The sequence below is a fragment of the Streptomyces sp. NPDC085932 genome, assembly GCF_044540525.1.
Classification (GTDB): Bacteria; Actinomycetota; Actinomycetes; order Streptomycetales; family Streptomycetaceae; genus Streptomyces; species Streptomyces levis.
This window is the reverse complement of sequence record NZ_JBITSJ010000001.1, coordinates 2,131,574-2,147,595: the sequence shown is the minus strand read 5'-3', so window position 1 is coordinate 2,147,595 and position 16,022 is coordinate 2,131,574. Positions and strand designations below refer to the sequence as shown.

General features: G+C 67.8%; 8 protein-coding genes and 1 pseudogene. 7 read left to right on the top strand and 2 right to left on the bottom strand.

The features are described 5' to 3' along the window. Positions 1-1,722: 1,722 nt before the first annotated feature. Both ACIGAQ_RS09250 and ACIGAQ_RS09245 read left to right on the top strand, forming a co-directional pair. Complete coding sequence (locus ACIGAQ_RS09250; protein WP_399780602.1) at positions 1,723-2,823, top strand: beta-propeller fold lactonase family protein; 1,101 nt, start codon at positions 1,723-1,725, stop codon at positions 2,821-2,823. A 299-nt stretch (positions 2,824-3,122) separates the two neighbouring features. Next, positions 3,123-3,527: a peptidase inhibitor family I36 protein gene (locus ACIGAQ_RS09245; protein ID WP_399780599.1), complete on the top strand. Its 405-nt coding sequence runs from the start codon at positions 3,123-3,125 to the stop codon at positions 3,525-3,527. 517 nt (positions 3,528-4,044) lie between these two features. Here ACIGAQ_RS09245 and ACIGAQ_RS09240 read toward each other — a convergent pair. After that, on the bottom strand, positions 4,045-5,415 hold the full coding sequence (locus tag ACIGAQ_RS09240) for an MFS transporter (protein WP_399780596.1): 1,371 nt from the start codon (positions 5,413-5,415) through the stop codon (positions 4,045-4,047). A 516-nt stretch (positions 5,416-5,931) separates the two neighbouring features. On the opposite strand from ACIGAQ_RS09240, the gene ACIGAQ_RS09235 reads away from it, so the two are divergent. Together ACIGAQ_RS09235 and ACIGAQ_RS09230 are read left to right on the top strand one after the other, a co-directional pair. After that, complete coding sequence (locus ACIGAQ_RS09235) at positions 5,932-6,417, top strand: potassium channel family protein (RefSeq protein WP_399780593.1); 486 nt, start codon at positions 5,932-5,934, stop codon at positions 6,415-6,417. 473 nt (positions 6,418-6,890) lie between these two features. Continuing rightward, on the top strand, positions 6,891-10,226 hold the full coding sequence (locus tag ACIGAQ_RS09230; protein WP_399780591.1) for a PEP/pyruvate-binding domain-containing protein: 3,336 nt from the start codon (positions 6,891-6,893) through the stop codon (positions 10,224-10,226). A 419-nt stretch (positions 10,227-10,645) separates the two neighbouring features. Here ACIGAQ_RS09230 and ACIGAQ_RS09225 read toward each other — a convergent pair whose 3' ends face one another. Next, a complete protein-coding gene (locus ACIGAQ_RS09225; RefSeq protein WP_399780588.1) occupies positions 10,646-11,326 on the bottom strand; it encodes a TetR/AcrR family transcriptional regulator in 681 nt (226 codons plus the stop codon). 102 nt (positions 11,327-11,428) lie between these two features. Here ACIGAQ_RS09225 and ACIGAQ_RS09220 point away from each other — a divergent pair, with 102 nt between their 5' ends. The 3 genes and pseudogenes from ACIGAQ_RS09220 to ACIGAQ_RS09210 all read left to right on the top strand — a co-directional run bounded on the left by ACIGAQ_RS09220 (position 11,429) and on the right by ACIGAQ_RS09210 (position 15,920). Continuing rightward, a complete protein-coding gene (locus ACIGAQ_RS09220; RefSeq protein ID WP_399780585.1) occupies positions 11,429-12,394 on the top strand; it encodes an NAD(P)-dependent alcohol dehydrogenase in 966 nt (321 codons plus the stop codon). Positions 12,395-12,434: 40 nt separating this feature from the next. Then, positions 12,435-12,530 (top strand): annotated as a pseudogene (locus tag ACIGAQ_RS09215) (IS5/IS1182 family transposase); the annotation flags it as partial. Between the two features lie 1,074 nt (positions 12,531-13,604). After that, a complete protein-coding gene (locus tag ACIGAQ_RS09210; protein WP_399780582.1) occupies positions 13,605-15,920 on the top strand; it encodes a beta-L-arabinofuranosidase domain-containing protein in 2,316 nt (771 codons plus the stop codon). Positions 15,921-16,022: the final 102 nt, after the last annotated feature.

The following is a 16,022-nucleotide window of genomic DNA, read 5'->3' as shown; positions in this document are numbered from 1 at the left end:
CCCACACCATCGACACCCACCGCACCCCACCCACCGAACTCAACACCCCCACCTAAAACCACCACACCCACCCAAAAACCAGCACCCGCTCACCGCCCCCCACACACAAGACAGCAGCCCAAACACCCCGGAACCGCACAGCCCACAGCCACAGCCACAGGCATCACCCACACACACCACAGCCAACCCCAACCCCCTGCCCCCCCGAAGCAGGGCGCAGCATGCCCCACCCACCCGCCCCCTGCCACACCCGCCTTCCCCCGGCGCAGAGCCGCGGCAACGCATCAGAAACACACCCCCAGCCGCAGCCCACCCACCTCGCCCCCCACCGACCCCACTCCCCACCGACCCGACCGCCCACCACCTGACATGCCAGTCAGCGACGAAGCGCCCGGCACCCCACCACACACCGAACAGCCATCAGCCCCACGCCCAAACCCGCCAGCACCATCACCCACACCCCCAGAACCCGCCCATGCGAGGTACCAGTGCGCGCCAGATGATGGCCATGCCCACCCGGACACGGCACCAACGTCGGATGCGGACTGAGCGTGGCCGGCGTCGTCGGCGCCGTCGGCGTGACGGGCACCGGCGCAGACGAAGAATGCGTCGGCGAACCCGTCACAGTCTGCGACGGCGAACCCGTCGGACTCGCCGACTGCGTAGCAGTACCCGACACCTCAGGAAACAACGTCAACGCCGGCGTCACCGGCGGATGAGGAGACAGCGTCAGCAACGTCGGCGTAACAGACGGACTGACATGCGGCGTCGGCGTGACCACGCACAAAGACGCCGGCACATCATGAACGGGCGCGCCGCGGGGCACCGCCCCACTCCCGAGCCAGCCCGGCGGCGCCGCCACGGCCGTCACCGCGCCACCGGCCACACCGACCGCCGCCAGCACCGGCACAACAGCCGCCCCGCGCAGTATTCCTCGCAGTCTCGAACCCATCAGATCCCCTGATCCGTACGCCTCACACTCGGAGCACTGCCCACCCTCAGCCAACCCCCCACCGACCGCGAACCCCCACACCCAACCGGAGTAGCCCCCTCACCCCCACACCACGACCAGCCCACCCCAAGCGCCGTGCCCCACGAAGCCTTCCGAGCGAACCCACCACGGACCCAGCCTCTGTTGCGGCGCTACGCCGGATCCCCGGTGCCCCTTCACTCGCGACATGCACGGCCCGAGGACCCTCGGCACTCCGCGGCGAGTCCTCCAGCAAGACAGACGGACCCGGCAGGTCACCACTCGGATACCCCCGCGGCACCTCCAAGACCATCAACCGATGACCGCAATCAGATATAGCGACCACGCCTGAGCCACGACACCACCTGCCCCGCACCGCGGGCGACACCCTCCCCACCCCTGCACGCAACACCGCCCAGCAGGGCAATCCAGCCGGGCACGCGACGATGCACGGCGTCCGCGAGAAACCCGCGCCAAGTCACCAGCACCTGCCCGGGCTCATCCCTCGAGGCCAGGCCCGCGAAAGGCCCCTCCCCCAGGTGTTCCGCGAGGCGCTCTCCCCCAGATGGAGGAGAGCGCCCGTGAGGAGCAGGCAACCGCGACGGAGACGAACTTGCGCGGCGAGCGACCCGACCGGTGACTGCGCAGCACCGCCCAGGGAGCAAGACTGGAATGAGCTGCTCCGTAAAGCGACACCCGTCGCCGTGGAGCCGGGAACGTCCCTAAAGCTTCGTCCACCACAGGAGACCCAGATGTCGGGTATCGCCAAAACCAGGCCACCGGAGCAGAGGGGCGGAAACCGCGGCCGCAAGGGCACAACAAAGCGGCGGCACGTAGGGGCCTGCGTAGCAGGCCTTGCGGTACTGGCCGGAGCCGCCCTCCCGCTCGCCATGACCACGCCCGCCTCAGCCGCCTCCGCCCCTGACCCCAGCGGTGACATGGCCTATGTCGTCAACCACGACGCGGATACGGTGTCGGTGATCAACACCTGGTATCCCTCCATCACCGACACCATCAAAGTCGGTCAGCAACCCGAAAACGTAGCGACCCTCCCGGACCACTCCCGGGCCTACGTCACCAACAGCGGCGACGGCACGGTCTCCGTGATCGACACCGGCACCAACAAGGTGATCGGCAAGCCCATCGAGGTCGGCTCCGACCCCGAGGGCCTGGCGGTCAGCCCGGACGGCTCACGACTCTACGTCGCCAACCACGGCGCCAACACGATCTCGGCGATCAACACCGCCACCGACAAGGTGATCGGCAAGCCCATCAAGGTCGGCTCCGAGCCCTACAGCGTGGCAGTCGCACAGACCGGTGACCTGGCCTACGTCACGAACTACGGCTCCAACTCGGTATCGGTGATCGACACCCAGGCCAACAAGGTGATCGGCAAGCCCATCAAGGTCGGCCAAGGCCCCCGGGGCGTGGCCGCCAGCCCAGACCTCAACCGCGTCTACGTCACCAACTCGGCGGCCGGCACGGTATCGGTGATCGACAACGGGAAGGTCACCGCCACCCTCACAGCCGGCGCCTCGCCTCAGGCGGTGACGACCACCCCGGACGGCAATCTCGTCTTCGTCGCCAACGCCAACAGTCAAAACGTCACAGTGATCAGCGACGACAACGCCGAGGTCATCAAAAATGTCGACGTCGGTAAGGAACCACAGGGAATGACAGTCAACCCGGCCGGCTCACGCCTGTGGGTCGCCAACAAAGAATCAAACAGCCTGTCCGAAATCGACGTCACCTCCGCGAACTTTCCCGTCGTCCAAACCATGAAGAATGTCCCCAGCCCGACCGGCATGGCCATGGGACCCTTCCAGGACACGCCGGACACTCCCCCGAGCTGACACAGAGGGCGCCTCAGCGAAATGCTTGGACGCAAGGGGCCGCGCCCCAGCCTGGCGCCTCGCGATGATCGCCTCCACCCGTCCCAGGTGCGGCCGGGGCATGCCCACGCCTGCCCCCAGATCAACAACCCGCCGACCGGCGACACCTACTGTCCCGGCTTGACCACGCCCCACACCCGGCGCACGTTGGATACAGAGCATGCGTCATCGCGTCCGCCACCCATGCGTCACGACGCCACGAACAGCGCCGGCCGCTCAGCCGACGGGCGACAACCAAACAGCACGGCAGGAGGATGACCATGGCCCATCTGCGCACCGGCTTCACCATCGCGGTGGCGATCCTCGCGCCGGCCGCCCTCTTCCTGGCCCCCCACAGCGCCACCGCCACCGCCCCCGCCACACCCCAAGGCCCTATTCAGATCACCAGCCGTGATGTCTGCCCCCAAGGCCTGCTGTGCATGTACCAACACGCCGACTTCCAAGGTGGCGGCTATGGCATCAGTCCAGGATGGGACCTCAACGACTTCCGCGGAATCAACTTCAACGACCACATATCATCCATCGCAAACTCCACCGACAACCGCTACTGCTGGTACCCCGACATCAACTACAAGGGCACACCCCGCACCATCGACAGCGGCCAAGCCACCAACGTCGATTTGACCACCGAGAACGACACCGCCTCCTCTCTCGCCGACTGCTGAGCCCGCCACCCCACTCGACCTCTTCGAGCCGACCAGGGCCGGTCGGCGCCCTAGTGGGGCCGGACATCAGCCATCGCGCGCCGACATCGGCGCGCGGCTCATCGACACCACGCGGCTCCCCAGGCTGTCGACTGTGGAGTCTCCGGCGGACACACTCCAGTCAGGATCTCTCGAGAGCGCCCAGGGACGGCTCGGCCCTCAGGTGTTCACGGCCGGAGCGATGATGATCCTGCGCCTGCCTGGAGTGTGTTCGCCTCACAGGCGAATGAGCCATTATGAGCTCCACGCATTACATTATTGGACATGTACTGGCCTCCTTGTGTCGCATCTCTGAATTGCTCGTCTTGTTGATGAAACTTGGATCAGAATTCGTCCAAACAAGAGGCGTCGGTCGCACTTACTCATTTCCGGAGTCGCACCTCTCATGTCCGAAAGCGTCGTGCGCTGGTTGGGAGGAAGAGGAAGAGCGGAACGGTTCTCCTCCCAACCCGGCAGAGCCGTCGCGGTGCGGCGTGGCTCACTTGGCCAGCGTGTCGCCGGTGGTGGCTGTTCGGCGGTGATGGCAGAGCGCGAGCACCCCGGCGGTGAGCAGACAAGCTGCGGCCGTGACGGTCAGTGGCCCTTGCAGTGCACCGGTGCTCACGCGTTCTGGCAGCGTGCTGCCTGTCAGGGCGATGCCAACGCCTCCCGCGGCGACAATCGCCGTCATCGTGACCCCGGATGCTTCTCCGGCGCGTTCGGGCCGGATGACGCTCTGGGTGGCGATCACAGTGAGGGCGTTGGCCACCTTGAGCGCCCCGCCGCACAAGGCCAGGAGCGGAAGGTACAGCGCGAGACGCTCAGCGCGGGACAGGGCCAGGATCGCGACCCCGCCCAATCCCGCCGCGGCGGCCATGACCTTCAGCGGCCCGATCTTGTCCAGTCGCCCTGCCACCGGCCCGGCGAGCGCGGTGGCCACCGCCGGCACCAGAAGTGTCACGCCGGCCGTTCCGGGGGACAAGTGGCGTACTTCCTCCAGGTCGAGACCGGCCGAGAAGAGGTAGACGGAGGCCGCCGCGCCGGTGACCGCCCCACCCGCGGTGATGATCACGAACATGCGGTTGCGGAACAGGGTCAGGTCGACCAGTGGCCAGGACACTCTGGACTCCACACGCACGAACACGGCTGCGAGCACGGCTGCAGTCACCAGCACCGTGAGGGTTCGCGGGGAGGCCCAGCCCCAGGAGGCCGCGCGGTCGAGGGCGATGGTCCCACCGGCGATCGCTCCGGTCACCGTCAGCAGTCCGAGCCAGTCCACCGATCCGGAGGCCTTTGCCGGTCGGGTTTCCGCCGCCCGGCCGGCAAGCACGATCGCGGCCAGGGCGAGCGGCACGTTGAGCAAGAAGAGCCAGCGCCAGCCGACCGTCTGGGTCAGCAGACCACCCATGAACGGGCCCGCGGCCAGCCCGATACCGGCCACTGCGAACACAAAGCCGTTCGCCCTGGCCCGACGCTCGGCCGCTACCGCATGGGTGAGCAGTGCGAAGCCCACGGGCATCACGAACGCCACCCCCGCTCCCTGCACGACACGGCAGGCCACCAACATCGGCGCCGAAACGGCCAGCGCACACAGCAGCGAGGCGCTGCCGAACAGGCTCATGCCCGCGATGAGCAGTCGGCGGTGCCCGAACAGGTCCCCGAGCCGGCCACCGGCGATCATCAGCGCACCCGAGGCGAGCAAGTAGCCACTGAGGACCCACTGCATCCCGGCGGGCGAGGCGTGCAGGTCGGCGCTCATACGCGGCAGGGCAAGATTCAGCGCGAAGAAGTCCAGCGACACGCAGAACATGGCCGCGGAAACGGCCCACAGCGCACATCTGGATCGATCATTAAAAAACCTGACAAGCATGGTGGATGGAATTCCGATCTCGGCGCTCGGTGGTGATGACGCGACCGCAGGCCCCTCGAAGGGACACGCCACCGGGCGATGGCCTGATGCTGGGTGACCGGCTTCTACCGGCCGCACGTCTGTTACCGCCGAGGGGCCTGACGACAGTCACGAGTGAGGAGGCCGAGGCATCGAATGCCACCGCTGGAGCTCTGGTGCACCGTGTCCCTCCTGGTCCCCGGGCTGTCCGGGATGGGAAACCCTTCCGCCCACCACTGTGCACGACCGGCAGACCGGCGCCCCTGAGCCACCCGGACGAGGCGGTGGACACACCCCACCTCCCCTGATCAGAGGAGACCGCTCGATCTCCCGCTTGCCGGCCATGGGCCACAGATCGTTCGGTGTGCGGTCGTGCCCAAAGCGAATCGGCCCGTCACGCGCCCGCGCTGAGGCCCGAGCGCCTCCATTCGAGTGGGTCCGACGCATCGCGGCGCGTTGCCGCACCGTCGCCCCGGACGATGGCGGAGCATGCCACGCATGCTGTCCGGTCTCCTGGCCAGGGTGGTCGAGCTGCTGCTGGCTCGCCGACCCGGTTCGCTGCACTTGAAGGCCGCGTACGCCGCAACGGTCGTCCTGGTGATCGTGGTCCTTGCTGGTTCGTACCTCGCTGTCCTCGCCGAACGGGGCGCCCCGAGGGCTCAGCTGACGACCTATCCGCGCGCCCTGTGGTGGTCGGTCGAGACTGCGACGACCGTCGGTTACGGCGACCTGTATCCCGTCACTGCGTGGGGGCGGGTCGTGGCCGTGGCCGTGATGGTCGCCGGCATCACTGCCTTCGGTCTTGTCACCGCGGCGCTGGCGACCTGGTTCGTCGGGCGGGAACAACAACGCCGGAGCCACGTCGTGCGCCACACCGAAGAGGCCGTCCACGAGGCGTACGCCGAGGCGACCCGAGCGTTGCACGAGCGCTTCGACCGGTTGGAGCGGAAGCTCGACGGCGACCATGGCGCACCGCCCTCATGACGAGCTCCCGCGTGGTCAGGTACGGCAGCGATGGGCAGGGCGGGTTCGATCGACGTCACACGGCCCGTCGAGGCGACGGAACACAGGTTGCAACCCTTGGGTTGGGAACGTTTCGACCGAGTAGCCCGGATCCAGTTCCCGCACGTCAAGCCTGCCCAGTGTGGAGGCGGCCGGGGCGACCGCCCAGTGGGACAGCTTGCAGGTAGTGACCAATTTCTCCGCCACGTGGTTCCTTGGGCACGATTGTGGCGGTACTCCGGCAGAACTCGGTCACCCCGCCCTGGCCTACGAGACCTGTGACTGCCAGGCGGGCCGCGCGCCACACGTGTTGGCGCATGCCAAATGCATCGCCACGATGCTAGGCATGGTGCTGGTGTCGAAAGTGATTGGCTTCCTTGTCGCCACCTCGCGTGCAGCCATCAGGCCCTGTAGCGGGGTGTTTTGGCGTCCTGACACCATCGAGGGAGCTTCCATTGCGTTCGTTGCTGCTTGTGCATGCCTACGGCGGGCCGTCGTTGAGCCATGTTCTTGCCCGAGTGGCCGCGCTTGCCGAGGTGCATGTGCTCGCTCTGAGTGAACCCTCACCGGCGGACGAACAGAAGCCGGGGTCACACGCTGCCTCGCTCAGGCACGTGGAGCAGCCGGCAGCCGATGAGGTGATAGTGCAGAGCATCGTCGATCGCGCCCGCGAGGTGGGGTGTGAGGCCGTGCTCACGTTGTCGGACCGCGCCGTGGCGCCGGTGGCCCGGGCCTGCCGCCAGCTCGGTCTGCCCGGTCCTGGCGCGGCCGTGGCCGAGCCAGGGGGACTGCCTGTGCGGGACCTGTGGCGAACGGCCCAGGTGCCGGTGCCGGCATTCGTCGAGATCAGCGATGAAAGGGACGTGCGCAAGGCCTTTGCCTGCCTGCGTCCACCTCTCGCTTTGAAACCGGCCCGTGCCATGGGCTGGTCGGCGCAGCTGACGGTGGGCACGCTCACGGAAGGCCTGCAGGCTTTCCGGCGCGCCGAGTTGGCGCGCCGGACGGTGCGCAGGTCATGCCTCGAGGAGGCGCGCAGCGACTTCGACAGCCCGGCCAGGTTTGTGCTGGAGGAAAGCGTCGCGGGGACGACGCGGGGCTGGTTCGATGCACCCGGCTGGGGTGAGCGCGTCAGCGTGGAGGGCATTGTCGCCGGCGGAACCTACCATCCGCTGTGCCTGAGCGGCCGGGTACCGGCGGTAATGCCCTTCACGGAGCCTGCCAACGTGATGCCCGTGGCCATGCAGGAGCACCTTCAGCGCCGGATCGAGGGCACGGCGCGCCGAGCTGTCGAAGCATTGGGGCTGGAGACCTGTGGCACGCATGTCGAGATCGCACTTGGCTCGGACGGCGCCCTGTGGGTCACCGACGCGGCCGCTTGTTTCTCCGGCGGCCTGCTCCTTCGTCAGGCCGAGGACGTCTTCGGCCTGGACATGCTCGGCATGCTCGTACGGCACCTGCTCGGCGACAACGTCGTGTACCCCGAACGCATGCTCGTCCTCGGGCAGGGTGCGGCTGCCTCGCTGCCCGTACCGCATGTCCTCACGAGGTACCCCGGAGGGCAGGAAGCACGGCGGGATGTCACGACTGCACACTGGCGGACACTGGTGTCACGGCACTCGATCCTTGAGGAGGTAAGGGAGGTATCCACGCTGTCGGTTCCCCGCCAGAGACGAGCCGACGCGGTGGGACAACCGACGCACGACCCTGACGGCGCTTCGGTGTGGTACCTCACCGCGCCTGACGCGGAAACCGCCTTCGAGGACTGTCAGCAGCTCATGCGCAAGGCGGACGGTCTGGCGCCGCGGAGGTCCCCCCAGTCACCGGCCGCGGACTCTGGCGTGCTGGATCTGGCTCGGTTTCGCAAGCTGTGCGGCACCCTGGCGGGCCGCCATCATGTGAAAATCGTCGTCGATCGGGACAGAAACGAGTGGCATGTCCTGGACGGTACGGAGCACGCACTGCACCTTCCCTACATCACCCGGCACATTCTCGGCACGACCAGCACCTCCCAGGACGTCACTGCGCTGAGCCGCAGCGTGTATCAGGATCTCGAACGGCGGTTTCTGCTGGGGACGCTCACGCTGCATCACAAAGCGGCCGATCAGAACGCGGAGCAGCGTCCGTTCCTGGTGCTGGAGACTCATGACACCGACACCATGGGACGCGAGCTGCTCACCGAGTTCTACAAGACCGTTCGCGCACGGCTCGACGACGCCGTACCGCTCTTCGTCAAGCCCGCGAGCCACGAACAGGAAGCCGCCCTGGCCGACGTGCCCACCGGTGAGGTGCCCCGCATCGCCTGGCACCAGCTGTACACGGACTCCGACGTTGCGGCGCTGAACGTCGGGGAAGTCTGCGGGCGACTGCGCTACTTCGCCTCACAGGAGGCCTACCGTCAGGCTCTGGAGGAAGACTCGATCGCTTGGTACGACATCCTCGCCATGCCCGTGATTCCCGAGGGCATCCCACGGGTCGCCGGACTCATCAGCGGCCGCCCCACCGCACCGCTGTCACACACGAACGTACTCGCGGCGAACTGGCGCATACCCAACGCAGTGGTGCGTGACATCGCCGACCGGGTAACGGCCGGCCGTCTGGCGAACGCCTGGGTGCACTACCGGGTATCCCTCGGCGAGGTCAAGCTCACCCCCTATGCGCAGCCAGTCGACACCGAAGCGCGGCGCTCGCATGCGCCTGTGACGATCGGTGCGCCGCGCATGGAGCAACGTGACATCCTTCTGCTGTCCCAGCTGCGCGCCTACGACCGCTTCGGATACGGCACCAAGGCAGGGCATCTGGGCGAAGTGCACCACGTGCTGCGGGAGGGCTCCGCGCGGCTGACCCGGTACTTCACCGTCCCCAGGCCCCCGTACGGGCAGCTGCTGAAACAGCTCGCCGAGCGGCTGGGCGCGCCTGCGAATGCGCGGGAGGACGACCTTGCCGAGCGCGCCGCAGCGTTCCTGGCCGACACCATCGACGTCCCGGACGGTGTAGCCGTGCCCTTCGCGTTCCAGGAACGCTTCCTCGCTCAGTCCCCCTACATCCAAAACCGCCTCGACAGGCTGAAGACCGTTCTGGAGGCGGAAGCCTTCGAGGAAGTCGAGGCCATCTGCGCCGAAGTGCGGATCCTGGTACGCCACACCCCCCTGCCCGACGCCATGCTCCGCAACCTGCACGACACCGTCAACCGCTACCTGCCAGGCAGTGGCCCCCTGCTGGTGCGGTCGTCTTCCAACGCGGAGGACCTGCCGGGCTTCGCCGCCGCCGGAGTATACGAATCCGTCTCCAACATCAGCAACAGCGCACAACTTGCCAACGCCGTACGCCAGGTGTGGGCTTCCCTGTTCTCCTCGCGCAGCGTCCGGCTCCGCCACCAAGTGGGCATTTCACCGGCTGACGCCTACATGGGTGTCGTCGTGCACCGCCACCTCGAAGCTGCGTTCGGCGGCGTGATGGTCACCTGCGACCCCACACAACCGGACGACTTCCGCCACGTGAGCATCAACCTCGCCACAGGCTCACCGCACCGGGTGGTCAATGGCTCCACGCTGCCTCTGCAACACCAGTACAACACCGCCGAAGGGGGTGGCCGCACCGTGAGCCTGGGTGACGCCATGCAGGATGTCGATGCCGAGATCAAACAGCGTCTGGACAGTCTCGCGCTGGCAGGGCGGTTGCTGCAGGGCCACTTCAGCCGTGATGCCGCCTGCAGCGTCCCTCTCGACATCGAGTGGCTCCTGGATCCGGCCCACCGACTCCATCTATTGCAGATTCGGCCCTTCGCAGCGTGAAACCACAGGGCCCTACCCATGACGGGGGGGGGAGCGGGCGGAGCGAACACGGGGCCTGTCGCCGGTGACGACCTGGGACCTTCCGCGCCGCCACGTCGTCCCGGCTTCGAAGGGCGCAGATGGGCAATGCCGTCGAGCATCGCGTAGGGGAAGCCCTCGCCTTTCACGCGGCAGTCGCGGAGGTCTTCCGGAATCGGGCCACGGCGCGGTCGCGGGTGGGCGCCGAGGTTTGGTCCATCAGAGCAGCGCCCCTCCGGAGGCGCTGGCCTGCCTGAGCGCGAGTAGCGGGCCGGTACAGCGGACGATCCACACGGCCGCAGACTCCGATACTTCGAACAGCGGGGTTCACTGCACGCAGTGACCAGGGCCGCCTCGGGCGAGACACACCGGACATGCCCTGCGGCAGGTACCGTTTCATGTCAGGTTCTGGGGGGCCGCGGCCCCTGGGGTCTGTCAGCTGCAATCGGGAGGCTGCGCAGTGTCAGCGCACTCGGCGGGGGCAGCGGCTTGTTGGCCGTCTCGGTGCGGAACGACTGGAGCAGATAGGCCACCAGGCGCCGGGACGCTGCTTCATCATCCGGCAGGGTGGTCACCAGACCGCAGTGCGCCAACAGGACCACGGCGAGGTCGGAAGGGTGAAAATCGGCCCGTAGCGTGCCCGATGCCTGGGCCCTGCGTACCAGGGTCGTGAAGTCCTGCTCGGCTCGTTGCCGGGATTGCGCGTGTTCGGACGCGCTTTCGGGGAAGGCCGCGAGGAACGCGGCCGGGAACCCTCGTTCCTCCCGTTGCAGAGCGCAGACCGTCTCGACCAGCTGCTGGAAGCCCTGCCACGGGTCGGGGGCGGCCAGGGCTTCGGTGAGCGCCCGCGCGCAGGTCTCCATCTGCTGCGCGAAGGCGCCTCTCACCAGGGCATCCCGGGTCGGGAAGTGCCGGTACAGCGTCGCCACGCCGACCCCGGCCCGTCGGGCCACGGTTGCCATCGGGGCGTCGATCCCCTGCTCTGCGAAGACCGCACGGGCCGCCACCAGGACGCGCTCCCGGTTGCGCCGGGCGTCCGCCCGCACCCCGTCCGGGGCTGTGATCCGAGAGGATTCCGCCATCACTGTCTCTCGCTTCCGGTCCAAGCGGACGATTGCGTCCACTTAAGAGCTTACGGTCGGTGGCAGATCCCTGTGCGGCCCCACGGAAGCAAAGGCAGGACGATGAACGACCGCATGATGAAGGCAGTTCTGTACGACCGCTACGGCGGCCCCGATGTGCTCTACGTGGGCCGCGTGCCATGCCCCGAGCCGGACCCCGGCGAGATCCTGGTGAAGGTGCGCGCGTTCAGCGTCAACGGCGGCGAACTGGCAGCCCGTGCCGGCAGACTCCGCCTCCTGAGCAGCCGGACATTCCCCAAGCGTGTCGGCTTGGACTTCACCGGCGAAGTCGCCGCACTGGGTGCCGGAGTCACTCGGCTCGCGGCCGGCGACCGCGTATGGGGGGTCCTGGGCCGCACCTCCGGGTTCGGCAGCGCCGCCGAGTACGTGACCGTGTCCGCCGAGCGGGTCGGCCGACTCCCCGACGGCCTTGATCTGGTGGATGCCGCCGCGCTGCCGGTGGCCACCACGGCCATCACCGCGCTGCGGGACAAAGCCGGGCTGCGCCCCGGCGAACGACTCCTCGTCCGGGGCGCGGCGGGCGGTGTCGGCAACGCCGCCGTCCAACTCGGACGGGCGTACGGCGCCGAGGTCACGGCCCTGGCCCGTGCAACCAACCTCGACTTCGTCCGCGGGCTCGGCGCGCACAAGGCCGTCGACCACCGGGCCCTGCGGACGGCGGAACTGGGCCGCTTCGACGTGGTCCTGGACACCGTGGGGACCGATCTGCGGGCCTTCCGTCGCCTGCTGAACCCCGGAGGGCGCATGGTCACCATCGCCTTCGACCTGAATCGGCCCGCCGCATCGCTCGGCTACCTCGCGGCCAGCACACTCCACGGACACGGCCGGGTGCGCTTCTTCAGCGGCAACCCCAGGCGGGCGGACTTCGACGACCTGGCCCGCCACGTGGCCGAGGGCAAGCTGAGCCCTGCGGTGGACACGGTCTTCCCCCTGGAGGAGACAGCGGCGGCACACCGGGCGCTGGAGGCGGGCGGCGTCCAGGGCAAGTACGTGGTCAGAGTCGCGTAGGACGTCTGTGGAGGTACTGATCGCAGCCACTCTTTGGGGCACCGGCCTGATCGTCCCTTACCGCCGACGAGCCGGACGTTCCCTCCTCCGCCGTCAGGGGGAGGACAACGCCGAACACCGCCGGGTCCGAGCCCGACCCATCCTTGGCGTTTCTCCTTTCAGGCGGCATCTCGATTGGTGATCGGGGCGGGATTACGACTCCCCCACTCACACAGTTCGCCATGCGCGCTCGCGCTCATAGCGGCGGTGCAGACGACGGCGGCGGGTTCCGTTTTCGAGGCCTCGCTGGGCGTCGACGCCGGGGGGCCAAAACAGCAGCGCGCTCGCGTGAAGCCGCACAGAACACCCGGCGTCGGAGTTGTTGGCTCGACAGCGTTCCCTCCCGGTGATCGGCCGGGGCAGCCTCTGCCATCAACTCACTGTGAGGTCAGTCGCGTTGTGCGATATACCGCACGGTGTTCGTGAGATCCGGCAGACAGTAGGCGAGTGAAACAGGGTGCGTCAATACAGTCGACCTGATTGAGCTCGACACCGGAACCTCCGTCTCCGCCACCTTCGAGACCTCAAACAGCCATTTGTGACTGAAGCGTTGACCCGGGCAGGTGCAGGATCTATGTTCTGGCCGAGTTTACGGACGACGTTCGAAATACCGGCTGCAGAGGGAGCATTCCGTGAGGCCTGCGCGCTCGCCCTTCGAACGGTCCTCGGCGTGATCACCGGCTCCGCTGCCGCCACCTTTGTCTCGGCCGGTACCGCCCATGCCGCCGTGCGCGCGGCACACGGGGTGCACGGCCACGAACCCGATCACGGGGACCTGCACGGAGAAGGGGCGTGGGGTCCCGCCGCTGGACACCTTCTCCTTTCACCCCGACAACCTTCGACGTCGGCAACACCGGCTATCTCTCCTGGGCGCAGCACGACCCGTCCGTCGCCCGCGGCGCTCCCCTCTGCATGGCACGGATGTCCCACCCGTGGACCGTCACCGGAACACCGGTCATGATCAGCCGACCGACCGGTCTTCGCCAGCTGTCTCGCCGTCGGCCGACTCGCAGTTCCGCGTGGTCACCGGCGTCGCCGGCAGCGGCACCTTCTCCCTGGAGTCGGCGAACTTCCTACAGCCGTCACTACGACCCACTACACCCAGTCAAGCCACCACTGCTGTCCTTCCCCCAGGGCGGCTTCGACGGACTCTCGTCATGAAAGGTGCAGAATGTCTTCCCCCATCAGCAGACGGCACCTCCTGCAAGTGGCCGGGGCCACCGCCGCCGCCTCTGCCACCGGATCCCTCCTCGGCGGTTCCGCCGCCCACGCGGCCGTCCCACCCGCGAGGGCCGACATCGGGGTGTCCGCGCATCCCTTCGCACTCGGCCAGGTCCGGCTCACCGCGAGCCGGTGGCTGGACAACCAGGACCGTACGCGGAACTACCTGCGGTTCGTCGATGTCGACCGGCTGCTGTACAACTTCCGCGCCAACCATCGGTTGTCCACCAACGGCGCTGCCGCCAACGGCGGTTGGGACGCGCCGGGCTTCCCCTTCCGGACCCATGTCCAAGGGCACTTCCTCACGGCGTGGGCGCAGCTCTACGCGGTCACCGGGGACACCGTCTGCCGGGACAGGGCAATCCATATGGTGGCGGAGTTGGCCAAGTGCCAGGCCAACAACAGTGCCGCCGGGTTCGGCGCCGGGTATCTCTCCGGCTACCCCGAGTCCGACTTCACCGCTCTCGAGCAGCGGACCCTGAGCAACGGCAACGTGCCGTACTACACCATCCACAAGACCCTGACCGGCCTGCTGGACGTCTGGCGCCACATCGGCAGTACACAAGCCCGTGACGTCCTGCTCGCCTTGGCCGGGTGGGTCGACCGGCGCACCGGCCGGCTCAGCACCCAGCAGATGCAGGCCATGCTGCAGACGGAGTTCGGCGGCATGAACACCGTGCTGGCCGACCTCTACCAGCAGACGGGCGACGCGCGGTGGCTCGCGGTCGCCCAACGGTTCGATCACGCCGCGGTGTTCGACCCGCTGGCGGCCAACCGGGATCAGCTCAGCGGACTGCACGCCAACACGCAGGTTCCCAAGTGGATCGGGGCCGCGCGGGAGTTCAAGGCCACCGGCACCACTCGGTACCGGGACATCGCCACCCATGCCTGGAACATCTGCGTCAACAGCCACACTTATGCCATCGGCGGCAACAGCCAGGCGGAGCACTTCCGCGCCCCGAACGCCATCGCCGGATACCTGAACAAGGACACGTGCGAAAGCTGCAACACCTTCAACATGCTCACCCTCACCCGGGAGCTGTTCGCGCTGGACCCGAATCGGGCCGCCCTGTTCGACTACTACGAGCAGGCGTGGCTGAACCAGATGATCGGCCAGCAGAACCCGGCCGACGACCACGGCCACGTCACCTACTTCACCCCGCTCAACCCGGGAGGCCGACGTGGTGTGGGCCCGGCGTGGGGCGGCGGCACCTGGAGCACCGACTACGGCACCTTCTGGTGCTGCCAGGGCACAGGCCTGGAGATGCACACCAGGTTGATGGACTCCCTCTACTACCGCAGCGACACCACGCTGATCGTGAACATGTTCGTGCCCTCGGTGCTCGACTGGTCGGAGCGCGGCATCACCGTCACCCAGACGACGACCTATCCCGTGAGCGACACCACGACCCTGCGGGTCACCGGGAACGCCGGCGGAACCTGGGCGATGCGCATACGCATCCCGAGCTGGACCTCCGGGGCCACCGTCAGCGTCAACGGCGTGGCGCAGGACATCCCCACCGCGCCCGGCAGCTACGCCACCCTGACCCGCTCGTGGACCTCCGGCGACACGGTCACCGTCCGTCTGCCCATGCGGGTCGTCATGCGGGCGGCCAACGACGACGCGAACGTCGCCGCGATCACCTACGGCCCGGTGGTCCTGTCCGGTCACTACGGTGATTCCGCGCTCAACTCCCTGCCGAAGCTGGACACGTCGTCGATCAGACGGACCGGCAACACGTCACTCGCCTTCACCGCCACCGCCGACGGATCCACCGTCGCCCTGGGCCCGTTCCACGACGCGCACGGCCACAACTACACCGTCTACTGGAACACCAGCGGTACCACCGGCACCGTCCGCCTCGTCAACGTGGGCAGCGGTCTCGTGCTGGGCATCCAGAACATGTCCACGGCTGACGGCGGCCGCGCTCTGCAGTGGAACGACTCGGGCACCGCCGACCACGACTGGCAGATGATCCCCGACGGGAACGGGTTCCGGTTCCGCAACGCCCACAGCGGCAAGGTGCTCGGGGTCCAGGACATGTCCACGGCGGATGATGCGGCCGTCCTGCAGTGGGCGGACAACGGCACCGCCGACCACCGCTGGACGCTGCTCGACCAGGGTGACGGGACCTACAAGATCCGCAACGTGCACAGCGGCAAGTTGCTCGCCATCGCGAACAACTCCACCGCTGTCGGCGCGTTCGCGGTCCAGGACTCGGACGACGGCACCGCCGACAACCGCTGGCGCGTCGCGAGGAACTGAGGCCCTGCCGAAGCCGATCGCCGTCGTTCTCTCCCCTCCTGCATGCGCGACAGTTCGACCGCCGTTCGACATGACGAACGTCCGCTCACTCAAGAAATGAGA

Coding starts and splice junctions, on each gene's coding strand:
- ACIGAQ_RS09210 (WP_399780582.1), top strand. CDS start 13,605: ATGTCTTCCCCCATCAGCAGACGGCACCTCCTGCAAGTGGCCGGGGCC.
- ACIGAQ_RS09250 (WP_399780602.1), top strand. CDS start 1,723: ATGTCGGGTATCGCCAAAACCAGGCCACCGGAGCAGAGGGGCGGAAAC.
- ACIGAQ_RS09240 (WP_399780596.1), bottom strand. CDS start 5,415: ATGCTTGTCAGGTTTTTTAATGATCGATCCAGATGTGCGCTGTGGGCC.
- ACIGAQ_RS09235 (WP_399780593.1), top strand. CDS start 5,932: ATGCTGTCCGGTCTCCTGGCCAGGGTGGTCGAGCTGCTGCTGGCTCGC.
- ACIGAQ_RS09245 (WP_399780599.1), top strand. CDS start 3,123: ATGGCCCATCTGCGCACCGGCTTCACCATCGCGGTGGCGATCCTCGCG.
- ACIGAQ_RS09220 (WP_399780585.1), top strand. CDS start 11,429: ATGAACGACCGCATGATGAAGGCAGTTCTGTACGACCGCTACGGCGGC.
- ACIGAQ_RS09225 (WP_399780588.1), bottom strand. CDS start 11,326: ATGGCGGAATCCTCTCGGATCACAGCCCCGGACGGGGTGCGGGCGGAC.